At 52.4% G+C, this 15,201-nt stretch carries 15 protein-coding genes; 8 read left to right on the plus strand and 7 right to left on the minus strand.

What is annotated here, in order from left to right:
* Positions 1-8: 8 nt before the first annotated feature.
* On the minus strand, positions 9-1,229 hold the full coding sequence (arcA, locus tag BZK42_RS18030) for an arginine deiminase (RefSeq protein WP_019078252.1): 1,221 nt from the start codon (positions 1,227-1,229) through the stop codon (positions 9-11).
* A 673-nt stretch (positions 1,230-1,902) separates the two neighbouring features.
* Here arcA and BZK42_RS18035 point away from each other — a divergent pair.
* A complete protein-coding gene (locus BZK42_RS18035) occupies positions 1,903-2,355 on the plus strand; it encodes a YhcH/YjgK/YiaL family protein (RefSeq protein ID WP_016151499.1) in 453 nt (150 codons plus the stop codon).
* A 99-nt stretch (positions 2,356-2,454) separates the two neighbouring features.
* Here the strand turns inward: BZK42_RS18035 and argF are convergent, their stop codons facing one another.
* Positions 2,455-3,462 carry an ornithine carbamoyltransferase gene (argF, locus tag BZK42_RS18040; protein WP_016155574.1) on the minus strand — a complete coding sequence of 336 codons (1,008 nt, stop codon included), beginning with the start codon at positions 3,460-3,462 and terminating at the stop codon, positions 2,455-2,457.
* Complete coding sequence (argL, locus tag BZK42_RS29700; RefSeq protein ID WP_370916541.1) at positions 3,432-3,527, minus strand: putative translational regulatory protein ArgL; 96 nt, start codon at positions 3,525-3,527, stop codon at positions 3,432-3,434. The genes argF and argL overlap by 31 nt, the downstream gene beginning before the upstream one ends.
* Positions 3,528-3,625: 98 nt before the next feature.
* On the opposite strand from argL, the gene rraB reads away from it, so the two are divergent.
* The 3 genes from rraB to BZK42_RS18055 all read left to right on the plus strand — a co-directional run bounded on the left by rraB (position 3,626) and on the right by BZK42_RS18055 (position 5,857).
* The gene (gene rraB, locus BZK42_RS18045; protein WP_016151501.1) at positions 3,626-4,051 is read left to right on the plus strand and encodes a ribonuclease E inhibitor RraB; all 426 of its coding nucleotides are present in this window, start codon (positions 3,626-3,628) and stop codon (positions 4,049-4,051) included.
* Between the two features lie 51 nt (positions 4,052-4,102).
* Positions 4,103-4,861 (plus strand): tRNA isopentenyl-2-thiomethyl-A-37 hydroxylase MiaE, encoded by a 759-nt coding sequence (miaE, locus tag BZK42_RS18050; protein ID WP_080859632.1) that lies wholly within the window; start codon positions 4,103-4,105, stop codon positions 4,859-4,861.
* Between the two features lie 165 nt (positions 4,862-5,026).
* Positions 5,027-5,857, plus strand: coding sequence for a hypothetical protein (locus BZK42_RS18055; RefSeq protein WP_019078255.1), 831 nt, complete (start codon positions 5,027-5,029; stop codon positions 5,855-5,857).
* A gap of 26 nt (positions 5,858-5,883) precedes the next feature.
* Here the strand turns inward: BZK42_RS18055 and BZK42_RS18060 are convergent, their stop codons facing one another.
* On the minus strand, positions 5,884-6,387 hold the full coding sequence (locus tag BZK42_RS18060) for a GNAT family N-acetyltransferase (protein WP_075849114.1): 504 nt from the start codon (positions 6,385-6,387) through the stop codon (positions 5,884-5,886).
* A gap of 193 nt (positions 6,388-6,580) precedes the next feature.
* On the opposite strand from BZK42_RS18060, the gene BZK42_RS18065 reads away from it, so the two are divergent.
* Positions 6,581-7,771 (plus strand): YjgN family protein, encoded by a 1,191-nt coding sequence (locus BZK42_RS18065; RefSeq protein ID WP_065554565.1) that lies wholly within the window; start codon positions 6,581-6,583, stop codon positions 7,769-7,771.
* Between the two features lie 55 nt (positions 7,772-7,826).
* On the opposite strand, the gene BZK42_RS18070 is transcribed toward BZK42_RS18065, so the two are convergent.
* The 3 genes from BZK42_RS18070 to pepA all read right to left on the minus strand — a co-directional run bounded on the left by BZK42_RS18070 (position 7,827) and on the right by pepA (position 12,747).
* The gene (locus BZK42_RS18070) at positions 7,827-10,682 is read right to left on the minus strand and encodes a valine--tRNA ligase (RefSeq protein WP_075849118.1); all 2,856 of its coding nucleotides are present in this window, start codon (positions 10,680-10,682) and stop codon (positions 7,827-7,829) included.
* Entirely contained in the window at positions 10,682-11,125 is a 444-nt protein-coding gene (gene holC, locus BZK42_RS18075; protein ID WP_016151505.1) for a DNA polymerase III subunit chi, read from the minus strand. Before holC ends, BZK42_RS18070 begins: the two co-directional genes overlap by 1 nt.
* 110 nt (positions 11,126-11,235) lie before the next feature.
* Positions 11,236-12,747, minus strand: coding sequence for a leucyl aminopeptidase (pepA, locus tag BZK42_RS18080; protein ID WP_003025870.1), 1,512 nt, complete (start codon positions 12,745-12,747; stop codon positions 11,236-11,238).
* A 153-nt stretch (positions 12,748-12,900) separates the two neighbouring features.
* Here pepA and BZK42_RS29310 point away from each other — a divergent pair, with 153 nt between their 5' ends.
* The 3 genes from BZK42_RS29310 to lptG all read left to right on the plus strand — a co-directional run bounded on the left by BZK42_RS29310 (position 12,901) and on the right by lptG (position 15,196).
* Positions 12,901-12,951, plus strand: a complete 51-nt coding sequence (locus tag BZK42_RS29310; RefSeq protein ID WP_212723231.1) for a hypothetical protein — start codon at positions 12,901-12,903, stop codon at positions 12,949-12,951.
* A 62-nt stretch (positions 12,952-13,013) separates the two neighbouring features.
* Positions 13,014-14,114 carry an LPS export ABC transporter permease LptF gene (gene lptF, locus BZK42_RS18090; RefSeq protein WP_016151506.1) on the plus strand — a complete coding sequence of 367 codons (1,101 nt, stop codon included), beginning with the start codon at positions 13,014-13,016 and terminating at the stop codon, positions 14,112-14,114.
* Positions 14,114-15,196: an LPS export ABC transporter permease LptG gene (gene lptG, locus BZK42_RS18095; RefSeq protein ID WP_008786067.1), complete on the plus strand. Its 1,083-nt coding sequence runs from the start codon at positions 14,114-14,116 to the stop codon at positions 15,194-15,196. Before lptF ends, lptG begins: the two co-directional genes overlap by 1 nt.
* Positions 15,197-15,201: the final 5 nt, after the last annotated feature.

A 15,201-nucleotide genomic window follows, 5' to 3' on the forward strand; every position in this document is an offset into this window, starting at 1 on the left:
ACGTCTCCTTAAATACCGTCGCGTTCCAGTGGGCAACTCATGCAGCGCGCACCGCCGCGCCCACGTCCCAGTTCGTCGCCAGGAATGGGTAAAACAGTGATGCCAGCTTTGTCGTATTTTTCGTTGGTCCAGATGTTACGTTCGTAGCCCACCACAACCCCGGGGCGCAGCGTCAGAACATTGTTCGCGTCATTCCACTGTTCGCGTTCAGCTTCGAAGGCGTCGCCACCGGTGGTGATCAGATTGATCTGGTCGAGGCCAAGTGCTTTTTCGAGGGCATGTACCAGCGTACTTTCCTGGGTGCGTTTCAGGCCGCCGCGCCCGTCTGGTGTCAGGGTCCAGCACTGGACATCCGGGCGCACCACTTCCGGGTAGACGGAGAAGGTATCGATATCGATGTGGGTCATGACGGTATCGAGGTGCATACAGGAGCGATGTTTCGGCAGTTCGACTGCGATAACGCGTTCTGCCTGGCGATGCTTAAAGAGCGACTGGGCAAGGAATTCAATGCCCTGCGGCGTGGTACGTTCCGACATACCGATGAGAACTGCGCCGCGACCAATGACCAGCACATCTCCACCTTCTAATGTGGCGTGGTCGTAATTAATATTTTCATCGCCGAAATATTTAATAAACTCACCATCGGCAAATTGTGGATGCCAACGGTAAATCGCCCGCAAGTTATTAGTTTCTCGTTGACGTGCAGTTTTTGCCATCGGATTAATGGATACGCCGTTATATATCCAGCATGAGGTGTCGCGGGTAAATAAGTGGTTTGGTAATGGCTTCATAATAAAGTCATTAATATCGTGAGTATCGACCACCATATTTTTGATTGAGGCAGGAATTTCTCCGTATGTCAGCCCACCGCTTAAATGTCGGGCGAGCTCCCGGTGCTGCATATCTGCAAGCCAGGCGCGAATATCCGTGGCGAAAGCGGGGCCAAGGCGATAATCAGAAATTTGTGTATCCAGTAGCCAGCTTTTGGCATCGGGGATATCCAGAGTTTGTGTCAATAAATCAGTGAGTAACAGAACCTCAATTCCCTGTTGACGTAACGTGTTGGCGAAAATGTCATGCTCTTCTCCTGCACGTTCTACCGAAAGAACATCATCAAAAAGCAGTTCCTGGCAATTTGACGGCGTCAGCCTTTTTAGGCTGAGGTTAGGGCGATGTAGCATTACACTACGTAATTGACCGATTTCAGACCCGACATAATGCTTTTCCATCATTATTCCTTTAATACGATTTTAAAAAATAAAGAGGAGGTGCCTGCAAATAATGTTTATTGCAGTCATGATTTTTCAGCTGATTTCAGAATCTATATTTAGATCTTATCTGATATAGAAACGTGATTTATTTCACAGTCAGGTCGATGTTTGGCATTTGTTGTTTAATTTATGAGATGGCTCTGAGAATTTAAAAAATAAAAACATGAATAATTGAATTACTACGCAGGAATATGTCTTGTTATTTAACTGTGTTAATTTTATGTACATATTTAAATATTTAACAAATTAAATAGTGCGTTGATTTTTATATATTTTTCTATATTTAATGAATTTTTATGCGAATCTATTATTTTATTATTTGTGCTGTAAGGTTTATTTCAAAATAAATATGACGATGAAGAAAGATAACGAAGGAGACGTAAACTGTGATCGATTGCTGGTTTTTCTAACAAAGCTTTCTATAACAGTGAGTTAGTGACTGAGTTGAAAAGTATGAGACGAAAGTTATGCAGAGTTTATGCATAACCTGTTGCTGGCTATTAGCAATTATTTAACATCATCAGCGATAAACATGCGTTGACGCAAAATATCGGCAAATAGCAGTGGTATGGCAGACCGTTTTTTCGTATAACAACCAAAATGAAACGATGTTTTAATTAAGAGGTTTGAAATGATTGTCGGCAATATTCACAACCTGGATGCCTGGCTGCCGGAAGAGCTGCGTCAGGCGATTGAGCACATTAAAGCGCACGTGACGGATGCGACGGAAAAGGGTAAGCACGACATCGACGGCGAACGTCTGTTCTATCTGATTGCTGAAGATATGACGGAGCCGTTTGCGCAGCGCCGCGCCGAATATCACGCTCGCTATCTGGATATTCAGATCCTGCTCAAAGGTCAGGAAGGCATGACTTTCAGCACGCAGCCTGCGGGCGCACCGGAAACTGACTGGTTGGCGGATAAAGATATCGCCTTCCTGCCGGAAGGCGAACAGGAGAAAACGGTGGTGCTGAACGAAGGTGACTTCGTCGTCTTTTATCCGGGCGAAGTGCATAAACCGCTGTGCGCGGTCGGCGCTCCGGCACTGGTACGCAAAGCCGTGGTGAAAATGCGGGTAGCATAAACCGGTTTGCCGGGGGCGACTTACCCGGCCTAAGGAAGTACGATGGTAGGCCGGATAGGGTGCGTCAGCATCGCCATCCGGCAATTCAATCGCGCAATGCTATGATTTGGAAAGCGTCGCGACCATCACCGCTTTGATGGTGTGCATTCGGTTTTCCGCCTGATCAAATACGATACTGGCGGGTGACTCAAACACCTCGTCGGTCACTTCCATGCCGCCGTGCAGACCATATTCCTGCGCCATTTGTTTGCCAAGCGTGGTTTGATCGTCATGGAACGCGGGCAGGCAGTGCAGGAATTTCACCTGCGGATTGCCGGTCAACGCCATCATCGCGCTATTAACCTGGTACTTACGCAACTGCGCAATACGTTCGGCCCATTTCTCTTTCGCTTCGCCCATCGATACCCAGACGTCGGTATAGATGAAGTCCGCGCCTTTCACGCCCGTGGCGACATCTTCGGTTAGCGTTATATTGCCGCCGTTTTTCTGTGCCAGCGCTTTACACTCCGCAACGAGGCTTTCCTCCGGCCAGCAGGCCTGGGGCGCGACCAGACGCAGATCCAGTCCGGTTAACGCAGCGGCTTCCAGCATGGAATTGCCCATATTGTTGCGGGCATCGCCGGTGTAGACCAGCACCATCTCATTAAACGCTTTACCCGGCAGGTGTTCCTGCATCGTGAGTAAATCCGCCAGCAGTTGGGTAGGGTGAAATTCGTTGGTTAATCCGTTCCAAACCGGAACTCCGGCATATTCCGCCAGCGTCTCGACAATTTCCTGACCGTGGCCCCGATACTGAATACCGTCGTACATACGACCGAGTACGCGGGCGGTGTCTTTGATCGACTCTTTATGACCAATCTGGCTGCCGCTCGGCCCGAGATACGTCACGCGCGCGCCCTGATCGTATGCGGCAACTTCGAAAGAGCAACGGGTGCGGGTTGAGTCTTTTTCGAAGATGAGCGCGATGTTTTTACCGGTGAGTTTAGCGACCTCGGTACCGTTTTTCTTATCCGTCTTGAGCTGCGCGGCGAGCTGGAGCAGTGACGTGAGTTCAGCAGAGGTGAAATCAAGCAGTTTCAAAAAATGTTTCTGATAAAACGCAGACATAGTTCCCTCACATGGCTTAGGCCATTTATTGAATTAAAATTCAATTTATATGGATGTTTATTCATTTGCAACCTTGTTTAACAAATCTTTCCTGGAAAGGTGGAGGCAATGACAGCGGTATGTGACAATAAGAGTATCGGCAGGACATTATGAGGAATGAGCCATGGCAAACCCGGAACTACTGGAAGAACAGCGTGAAGAAACGCGCTTGATTATTGAAGAGTTACTCGAAGATGGCAGCGATCCAGACGCGCTGTACACCATCGAGCATCACCTTTCCGCGGACGACTTTGAGACCCTGGAAAAAGCGGCAGTAGAAGCCTTCAAGCTGGGTTATGAAGTGACCGAGCCGGAAGAGCTGGAGGTGGAAGAGGGCGACACGGTTATTTGCTGTGACATCCTGAGCGAATGTGCTCTGAATGCCGAGTTGATCGACGCTCAGGTTGAGCAACTGATGAACCTGGCTGAAAAATTTGATGTGGAATACGACGGTTGGGGCACCTATTTTGAAGACCCGAACGGCGAAGAAGGTGAAGACGGCGACGATGAAGACCTCGTCGACGAAGATGATGACGGCGTGCGTCACTAAGTCATCTGCTGACCTACGGTAGCGTCTGCTGCCGTAGGCCAAGGATAACGTATGGATTACCTGCAAATACTCTCCCCGATCCACAACCTCCTGCACTGTAAAACGCCCCAGGCCTGGCTTGATAAAGCGCGAGCCCCGGCGAATCTCCCTCTGTTACTGACGGATCATCTCGTCTGCGAGCTGAAAGCGGCGCAAACGGCCATGCTGCTGGTGCGTAAGTATGTTGCAGATAAACAGGGATCGCAGGCGCTACTGGACTGGCTGAAACCCTATGAAGCGTATGCTTTCAGAGAAGGGGATGAACCGGATTTTATCGCGCTGAATAAACAGATAAGCAAAAGCGTAATGCCGCAAACTGACGATCCGTGGGGACGCAAGCTGATCGACAGCATGGTTTTGCTGATCAAAGAAGAGCTGCACCACTTCTGGCAGGTGCGTGAAGCGATGATGAGCCGCAACATTCCCTACGTCAAAATTACCGCCAGCCGTTATGCCAAAGGCATGCTTAAAGAGGTGCGAACCCACGAGCCATTAACGCTCATCGACAAACTGATTTGCGGGGCTTACATTGAGGCGCGTTCTTGTGAACGGTTCGCCGCGCTGGCGCCGTATTTGGATGACGATTTACAGGCATTTTATCTTTCGCTGCTGCGATCCGAGGCGCGGCACTATCAGGACTATCTGGCGCTGGCACAGCAGGTTTCTGCCGACGATATCAGTAGTCGGGTGCGGTTCTTTGGCGAAGTAGAAGCTGCATTGATTACTTCTCCCGACGATGAATTCCGCTTCCACAGCGGCGTGCCAGCCTGACTCCCTTCTCTGACGCGCGGCGCTAATCGTCGCGCGGTTTAACCTTTCCTGTTTCCATTAGCAAAATCTGGTGGCTGGAAATCGCTCGCTGCTGCCGTAATAATCAAAACACACGAAGGGGAAATATATCCCCGCAACAGAGACTGTTTTGCATAAGGATGGTTAATGAACTGGGCACACGTATTATTGGCGGGTTATATCGGGGCGGTGATTGCTATCGTCGTTGGCATGTTTCGCAAAAAAGGCTGGCTGGGCAAGATCTCCGGCGCGGTGGTTTTTGTGGTGGCGATTGTCGCGTGGAATCTGTTTGATGTGCACTACCTGATCCCGCGCGAAAGCCCTGATTATGGGCTGACGGACGCGCAGAAATTTGAAAATGCGATGCTGGCAATGCCTGTTTATCAGGTACTTAAAGAGCAAGAACCCGCGTTATGGCAGAATATCCTCAACCAGGCAACGCAACTGAAAGAAGCTGGGAAAAGCGAACAACAGATTATCGACGCTATTCAGCCGCAAATCCTGCAGGTACAGATGGCGCGTTTGCAGCAGGCACCCGATGCCAATGTGATTGAGTATATGAAAATTAACCTCGAGCAGATTGCTGCGGTGGCAAAAGTGGGCGATGACGAGTGTTTTCGCTTTCTGTTCCCGGCGGTGAAAGGCGGGATTAACCCGGTGCGTATTATTCCGCGGGAGCTGATGAATCGTCGAATGGCCAGCGACATGAGTATGATGCACGCGGCTTATGGCCCGAACAAACATACGGTTACGGCGCAAGAGAAACAGCTGGCGCTTCAGGATCTGCAATCCATCGGCCCGGGATTGGTACAGCGCTTTGGACCGGATATCCAGATTATGGCTGATCCGAGTAAAGGTGTGGGCAAAGAGAAAGTCGCTTGTGAAATGGTGCAGGATTTATGGTCACAGGTGCTGACGCTGCCAACCGCTCGCGCGGCTGGCGTCATTCGGCTGATGCTCTCCGCCGAAATGCAGTAACACAACCATTGCCCCTCCGGCTGAAGTCAGAGGGGTTTTAACATCCGCACTTCGCAATCCACGTGCCCGGTACAGCCCAGCGCTTCGTTGATATGCTCAAACCCTAAATGTTCATACAGGCGGATTGCCTCGGTCAGAAACGCCGTGGTCTCCAGATAGCACTGTTTGAAACCCTGCTCACGGGCATGTTCGAGGGCCATCAGCGCCAGCTTTTTCGCCAGCCCCTGACCGCGTGCGCTCGACAGGAAGTACATCTTTTGCAGTTCGCAAATGTCCGGTTCGCTACATCCTAACGGCGCAACGCCGCCGCCGCCCACGACTTCACCGTTTTGCTCAACCACCCAGTAGGCCGCGCCCGGCTGGCTGTAAACCTGGAATAGTTCATCCAGATTAGGGTCGGCAACGGTATAGCCTTTATCGGCAGTAAGCCCGTATTCAGCGGAAACTTTGCGGATCACCGCAGCGATAGCGGCATTATCTGCTGCGGTGATTCGGCGCAGCGTAAGCGTGGTGGGTAGCACAACATTCATAATATGGCTCAATTCTAAAAATACACTTATATATTTATTTAATACCACTCTCTTCTGTCGGGTGCAAGACGTTCCTGAATCAGAAAAAATTAAAACACATTGGCTAATTAAAAATAGTATTGTAAACGAACCAGTAAATAAACACTGGTTTTTATTTTTTATCTTAATGGAATTTATATTAGGGATATTGTTCATGAATGATTTTGTTGGTGGTCGGGAAAATCAACGACACACATTTATTTTTATCGGTAAAGGATGGCAGTACTTTATTATTTGCATTGTCAATTTTTTGCTGTGTTGTATTACTCTGGGTATTTATACACCGTGGGCGATAGTGAAATGTCGGCGTTATATTTACGAGAATATGACTCTCAATGGCCAACCCTTTACCTATAAGGCGACAGGTGGCGCGATATTCGTAAGCTTCTTGTCGATTATGGTGGTTTATGGTGCCAGCATGAGTTCTATTGCTAACGGCAGCCCTCTCGTTGGTTTTACTTTGATTGGTTTACTGGTAGCTGTCCTTCCATTAATGACCATAAAAAGCCTGCAGTATCAGGCGATGATGACGTCGCTTAACGGTGTGCGTTTTGGTTTTGACTGCTCACAATTACATGCATGGCTTTTTTTACTGGTTGTGCCAGTGGTGCTTGCTGTGGTGAACTGGGGAGTGATTTATCTTCTGATACTTGCCACCGACTGGATTGAGGGCAGTACTGGAATGCTTATCAGAATAGCATTTATCGCGTTGGTGGGAATTGTGGGCATGGGTATCACCTACGGTATTACCTATGCAAAATGGATGCAGTTAGTGGGTAATGGCGGTAATTTTGGTATTCACCGCTTTACTATTAACGTCAATATGAAAGCAAGCATAGTGGGGTGTATTAAAGCCGTGCTGGTACTGCTGCCATTTGTTGTTGTGATTGTCTGGCTAATTGCCCCTATTTTTCTGCAAATGGTGATGTTGGCTGTGTTAGGCGTGGCCGACGACGAATTTATCCGGGAGAATCAGAGCAGAATAATGGCGAGCTATTTTCTCTATTTCGCCGGAATTATTGTGGTTGGAAGCTATTTATACACCACGCTACGTAATCTGTTCATGAATAACCTGGCGCTGGCCGAGGGCAAAATCCGCTTTCATTCTTCCGTCACTGCACATGGCCTGATCTGGCGTTTTGTACTGGTGTTGTTTATTTCAGGCATCACGTTTGGGCTAGCTTATCCGTGGATGAAAATGTGGCTGGTCAGTTGGCTGGCCAGTAACTCCCATGTACAAGGGGATTTGGATGCGCTGGAACTGACTGACCATACAGAGGCGTTGGAAACAGGTCCGGCGATGTGGGTATCACGTGGTGTGATGACCTACTTCCCGTTCATCTGATACAACAAGGCCGGAGCATGCTCCGGCCTTTAATACGTGTATAACGTAACGGCAATTACAGCGCGGCGATGACCGCCTGCTGCTCAATCAGCTTCGCTTTCGCTTCCGCATAACCGTCCAGCTTCTCACGCTCTTTGGCGATAACCGCTTCCGGTGCGCGAGCAACGAAACCTTCGTTGGAAAGTTTGCCTTCGATACGGGCAATCTCACCTTCGATTTTCGCTACTTCTTTCGCCAGACGCGCCAGCTCATCTTCTTTATTGATGAGGCCAGCCATCGGGATCAGCAGCTCGGCGCCGTCGATGATTTTGGTCACGGAGACTGGACCTTTGTCATCGGCTGGCAGTACGGTGATGCTTTCCAGACGCGCCAGGTTCAGCAGGAAGCTGCGGTTATCGTTCACACGGCGCATCGCATCAGCGCTGCAACCGCGCAGCAACAGTTCGAGCGGTTTACCTGGGGCGATGTTCATTTCCGCACGGATGTTACGTACGGCAACGATCGCCTGCTTCAGCCATTCGGTATCAGCCAGTGCGGCTTCATCAACCTGTGCGGCGTTATATTCCGGGAACGGCTGCAGCATGATGGTGTCGGCGGTAATACCGGAAATCACCTTCACGCGCTGCCAGATGGTCTCGGTGATGAACGGGATGATCGGATGCGCCAGGCGCAGCAGACCTTCCAGAACGGTGACCAGCGTATTGCGGGTGCCGCGCAGTTCAGACTCGGAACCGCCGTTCATTACCGGCTTGGTCAGCTCCAGATACCAGTCGCAGAACTGGTTCCAGGTGAATTCGTACAGAATGCCCGCGGCGATGTCGAAGCGGAAGTTGTCCAGCGCTTCGCGGTACGCTTTGATGGTCTGGTTGAATTCAGCAAGGATCCAGCGATCCGCCAGCGACAGGGTCATTTCGCCGCCGTTGAAGCCGCAATCCTGGTCTTCGGTGTTCATCAGCACAAAGCGGCTGGCGTTCCACAGCTTGTTACAGAAGTTACGATAACCTTCCAGACGCTTCATATCCCAGTTGATGTCGCGACCGGTAGAGGCCAGCGCCGCCAGGGTGAAGCGCAGTGCGTCGGTGCCGTGCGGCTCGATGCCGTCCGGGAACTGCTTCTCGGTACGCTTGGCAATCTTCTCGGCCAGTTGCGGCTGCATCATGTTGCCGGTACGTTTCTCCAGCAGTTCTGCCAGGGAGATTCCGTCGACCATATCCAGCGGGTCAATGACGTTGCCCTTGGATTTGGACATCTTCTGGCCTTCGTCGTCGCGGATCAGACCGGTCATGTAGACGGTCTTAAACGGCACTTGAGGCTTGCCGTTTTCATCTTTGATGAAGTGCATGGTCATCATGATCATGCGGGCAATCCAGAAGAAGATGATGTCGAAACCGGAAACCATCACGCTGGTTGGGTGGAACTGACGCAGCGCGTCGGTGTTTTCCGGCCAGCCCAGGGTAGAGAAGGTCCACAGTGCGGAGGAGAACCAGGTATCGAGAACGTCTTCGTCCTGGCGAAGCTGAATGTCGGCACCGAGGTTGTTTTCCTGACGCACTTCGTCTTCAGTACGGCCAACGTAGACGTTGCCGTCGTTGTCATACCATGCCGGGATACGGTGACCCCACCACAGCTGACGGGAAATACACCAGTCCTGAATATCGCGCATCCAGGAGAAGTACATGTTTTCGTACTGCTTCGGTACGAACTGAATGTCGCCGTTTTCAACCGCTTCAACCGCCGGTTTCGCCAGCACGTCGGCACGGACGTACCACTGGTCGGTCAGCATCGGTTCAATAACCACGCCGCCACGGTCGCCGTAAGGTACGGTCAGGTCGTGCGGTTTAATTTCTTCCAGCAGGCCCAGCGCATCAACGGCGGCAACCACCGCTTTACGCGCGGCAAAGCGCTCCAGCTTCTGGAACTCAGCCGGGATTTCATTGGAATAAACGTCAGACTCTTCGCCTTTGGTGTCGTACACTTCCGCGGTTTCACGGATGTCGCCGTCAAAGGTCAGAATATTGATCATCGGCAGGCCGTGACGTTTCCCGACTTCGTAGTCGTTAAAGTCGTGCGCCGGGGTGATCTTCACGCAGCCGGTGCCTTTTTCCATATCAGCGTGTTCATCGCCGACGATGGGAATGCGGCGGTTAACCAGCGGCAGAACAACAAATTTGCCAATCAGATCTTTATAACGCGGATCTTCCGGGTTGACGGCCACGCCGGTATCGCCCAGTACGGTTTCCGGACGGGTGGTGGCGACGACCAGGTAATCTTTACCATCAGCGGTTTTCGCGCCGTCGGCCAGCGGATAGCGGATGTGCCACATTGAGCCTTTCGACTCGCGGTTTTCCACTTCCAGGTCGGAAATCGCGGTGCGCAGTTTCGGGTCCCAGTTCACCAGGCGTTTGCCACGGTAAATCAGGTCTTCTTTGTACAGGCGAACGAAGACTTCTTTCACGGCATTGGAAAGACCTTCGTCCATAGTGAAGCGCTCGCGCTCCCAGTCAACGGAGTTGCCGAGACGGCGCATCTGGCGGGTGATGGTGCCGCCGGATTCCGCTTTCCACTGCCAGATTTTGTCGATAAACGCTTCGCGACCGTAGTCGTGGCGGGTTTTACCTTCTTCAGCGGCAATCTTACGCTCAACCACCATCTGGGTTGCGATACCCGCGTGATCGGTACCTGCCTGCCACAGGGTGTTTTTACCCTGCATGCGCTGGTAGCGGATCATGGTATCCATGATGGTTTGCTGGAAAGCATGACCCATATGCAAACTGCCGGTGACGTTCGGCGGCGGGATCATGATGCAGAAGGACTCTTTGCTTTCATCGCCGTTAGGTTTGAAATAGCCCTGCTTTTCCCAGTGCTCGTAAAGCGGCTGTTCGATATCTTGTGGGTTGTATGTCTTTTCCATTATTTCCAGGTTGCCGTATTCAGGTTAAAACCAGCCACGCGGTAAGCTTTGTAGCGATCGCGTGCCGATTGTTTCAAAGAATCTTCGTAAGGGACGAAGTCTATCACTTCTGTGAAAGCGGTGGCAAAATCTGCAAAGCCAACGCGCAAACTGATAAGCAGGTCGCGCGGGCTGCTGTTGCGTTTCTCCGGCCAGGCAATTTCTACCGGTGCGCCGCCTCTGGGGCCTTCACCTGCCAGATTATGCGGAACAAAGCTTTCTGCCGGTCTTGCCCACAGGGCTTCATCCAGTCGAAGAGCCTGCTTTTCGTTTTCGCAGGCGATCAGCACGCGCTTGCCAGCACGCCAACGTTCTGCGGCAATTTCACACACCAACTGCTCGACGGCGCTTAAGCCATCGTGTTGCGTGTCATTGTCCAGAAGATAGAAAGTTGCGTTTCTCATATATGGGGCTTCTTCTGGTGAATTTAAATGCGTTGCCATGATGCACAACCGTAGGCCGGATGGCGTTGCGCTTATCCGGCCTACGGGTCTTATTGCTTGTGCTTACCGCCTTACTCTTCGCCGTTAAAACCGGCGCGATTGAGCAGGAACTGCGACAGCAGCGCCACCGGACGACCGGTTGCGCCTTTGGCTTTCCCTGAACGCCATGCGGTACCGGCGATATCGAGGTGCGCCCAGTTGTACTTACGGGTAAAGCGTGACAGGAAGCAGCCCGCGGTAATGGCGCCGCCAGGACGTCCGCCGATGTTCGCCATATCCGCAAAGTTGGACTCTAGCTGCTCCTGGTATTCATCACCCAGCGGTAAACGCCACGCGCGGTCGCCAGCCTGTTCGGACGCACCGATCAGCTCATGCGCCAGCGGGTTGTGGTTCGACATCAGGCCAGTGATGTGATGGCCCAGCGCAATCACGCACGCGCCGGTCAGGGTTGCGACGTCAATCACCGCTTCTGGCTCAAAGCGCTCGACGTAGGTTAATACGTCGCACAGGACCAGACGGCCTTCGGCATCGGTATTGAGTACTTCAACGGTCTGACCAGACATGGTGGTCAGCACGTCGCCTGGGCGATACGCACGGCCACCCGGCATGTTTTCGCAGCCTGCCAGCACGCCGACGACGTTGATTGGCAGTTGAAGCTCGGCCACCATGCGCATCACGCCATATACCGCTGCCGCGCCGCACATGTCGTATTTCATCTCATCCATGCCTTCGGCAGGTTTGATGGAGATACCGCCGGAGTCAAAGGTTAACCCTTTACCGACCAGCACGATCGGACGCGCGTCTTCGGATGGATTGCCTTTGTACTCGATGACCGACATCAGCGACTCATTCTGCGAGCCGTGACCGACGGCCAGATAAGAGTGCATGCCCAGCTCTTTCATCTGCTGCTCGCCGATCACGCGGGTTACAACATTTTTGCTGTAGCTGTCTGCCAGCTGGCGCGCCTGAGAGGCAAGGTAGGCGGCGTTACAGATGTTCGGCGGCATGTTGCCGAGATCTTTTGCCGCTTTAATGCCGGCGGCGATCGCCAGACCGTGCTGGATCGCACGCTCACCGCTGGTTAGTTCCCGGCGGGTCGGTACGTTGAAGACCATTTTACGCAGCGGACGACGCGGTTCGCTTTTGTTGGTCTTCAGTTGATCAAAGCTGTACAGCGTTTCCTGTGCTGTCTCAACGGCCTGACGCACTTTCCAGTAGTTATTGCGCCCTTTGACGTGCAGCTCAGTCAGGAAGCAGACGGCTTCCATTGAGCCAGTATCATTCAGCGTATTGATGGTTTTCTGAATGACCTGCTTGTATTGGCGCTCATCAAGCTCGCGCTCTTTGCCACAACCAATGAGGAGAATTCGCTCAGACAGAACGTTAGGAACATGGTGCAGCAACAGGGTTTGACCTGGTTTGCCTTCCAGTTCGCCACGACGCAGCAGTGCGCTGATGTACCCGTCGCTGATCTTGTCGAGCTGCTCTGCAATCGGAGAGAGACGGCGTGGTTCAAAGACACCCACGACGATGCACGCACTCCGCTGTTTCTCCGGGCTACCGCTTTTTACACTGAACTCCATGCACTACGCTCCTGAATCTTAAAGACAACGGCGGTGGCTACGGATAGAATTGCAAGCTTTCGTAACTCATACCCGCTGTTGCGGTGACTTCGTGTTAATCTTAACGTTATTACGGCATTGGCACGTCAGAACAATTTCTGAGAGGTGGATCCGTTGAGTATAATGATCTTAGCGACGATTTCGACGACTCAAGAGAATAAATGACGTTTAAGCCATGAAACAAGCTAAATTCCGGCAAAAGACGGGTTTTTACGGGCGTATTTAAAGTGATAATCATAAGATATCTGGTTCGGGAAACGCTCAAAAGCCAACTTGCGATCCTATTCATCCTGCTTTTGATCTTCTTTTGTCAAAAGTTAGTCAGGATCCTTGGTGCGGCGGTTGACGGTGATATCCCGGCGAATCTGGTGCTCTCGCTGCTGGGGCTGGGCGTGCCAGAAATGGCGCAACTTATCTTGCCATTAAGCCTGTTCCTCGGGCTGCTGATGACGCTGGGCAAACTGTATACCGAAAGTGAAATTACGGTCATGCACGCCTGCGGGCTGAGCAAGGCTGTCTTAGTGAAAGCGGCGATGGTGCTGGCGCTGTTTACCAGTATTATTGCGGCGGTCAACGTGATGTGGGCCGGACCGTGGTCCTCCAGACATCAGGACGAAGTCCTGGCGGAGGCGAAAGCGAACCCCGGTATGGCGGCGCTTGCTCAGGGGCAATTCCAGCAGGCCACTAACGGCGGCTCGGTGCTGTTTATCGAAAGCGTTGACGGCAGTAATTTCAACGATGTGTTCCTCGCGCAAATCCGCCCGAAAGGTAACGCCCGTCCTTCGGTGGTGGTAGCGGACTCCGGTCATCTTACTCAATTGCGCGATGGCTCTCAGGTCGTGACGCTGAACCAGGGGACGCGTTTTGAAGGGACCGCGCTGCTGCGCGATTTCCGCATTACCGACTTCCAGAATTATCAGGCGATTATCGGTCATCAGGCCGTGGCGCTGGATCCAAACGATACCGACCAGATGACCATGCGTACGCTATGGACGACCGACACCGATCGCGCCCGTGCGGAGCTGACCTGGCGTATCACGTTAGTATTCACCGTATTTATGATGGCGCTGATGGTTGTACCGCTGAGCGTGGTGAACCCGCGTCAGGGTCGCGTACTGTCCATGCTGCCAGCAATGCTGCTTTATTTGCTGTTCTTCCTGGTTCAGACATCGCTGAAGTCGAACGGCGGCAAAGGTAAGCTGGATCCGGTGTTCTGGATGTGGACGGTTAACCTGGCGTATCTGGCGCTGGCGATTGTGCTTAACCTCTGGGATACGGTGCCGATGCGCCGCTTACGTGCCCGTTTTATGCGTAAAGGAGCGGTATAATGCAGCCTTTTGGTGTACTTGACCGCTATATCGGTAAAACCATTTTCACCACCATCATGATGACGTTGTTCATGCTGGTGTCGCTCTCCGGGATCATCAAGTTTGTCGACCAGCTGAAAAAAGCCGGGCAGGGGAGCTACGATGCGATGGGCGCCGGGCTGTATACCCTGCTCAGCGCGCCGAAAGATATCCAGATCTTCTTCCCGATGGCGGCGCTGCTGGGTGCTTTGCTGGGGCTGGGCATGCTGGCGCAGCGCAGTGAACTGGTGGTCATGCAGGCTTCTGGCTTTACCCGTATGCAGGTGGCGTTGTCGGTGATGAAAACCGCAATTCCGCTGGTGCTGCTGACGATGGCCATCGGCGAATGGGTGGCGCCGCAGGGCGAACAAATGGCGCGTAACTACCGTGCGCAGCAGATGTACGGCGGCTCGCTGCTCTCTACCCAGCAAGGTTTGTGGGCGAAAGATGGCGACAGCTTTGTCTACATCGAGCGGGTGAAAGGTGACGCCGAGTTAGGCGGAATTAGCATCTACTCCTTTAACGACAAGCGCCGTCTGCAGTCCGTTCGCTATGCCGCAAGCGCGACGTTTGACCCGGAGCAGAAGGTCTGGCGTTTGTCGCAGGTGGATGAATCCAACCTGACCGATCCGAAGCAAATCACCGGCTCGCAGACGGTGAGCGGTACCTGGAAAACCAACCTTACACCCGACAAGCTCGGCGTCGTGGCGTTGGATCCTGATGCGCTCTCGATTAGTGGTCTGCATAACTACGTGAAGTACCTGAAGTCGAGCGGCCAGGACGCCGGACGCTACCAGCTCAATATGTGGAGCAAAGTCTTCCAGCCGCTGTCTGTGGCGGTAATGATGCTGATGGCGCTGTCGTTTATCTTTGGTCCGCTGCGTAGCGTCCCGATGGGCGTGCGCGTGGTGACAGGGATTAGCTTCGGTTTTGTGTTCTATGTGCTGGACCAAATCTTTGGCCCGCTGACGCTGGTGTACGGCATTCCGCCGATTATTGGCGCGTTGCTGCCAAGCGCCAGCTTCTTCCTGATAAGCCTGTGGCTGATGCTGCGTAAGTCCTGATATTC

The sequence above is a fragment of the Citrobacter braakii genome (assembly GCF_002075345.1).
Taxonomy (GTDB): Bacteria; Pseudomonadota; Gammaproteobacteria; order Enterobacterales; family Enterobacteriaceae; genus Citrobacter; species Citrobacter braakii.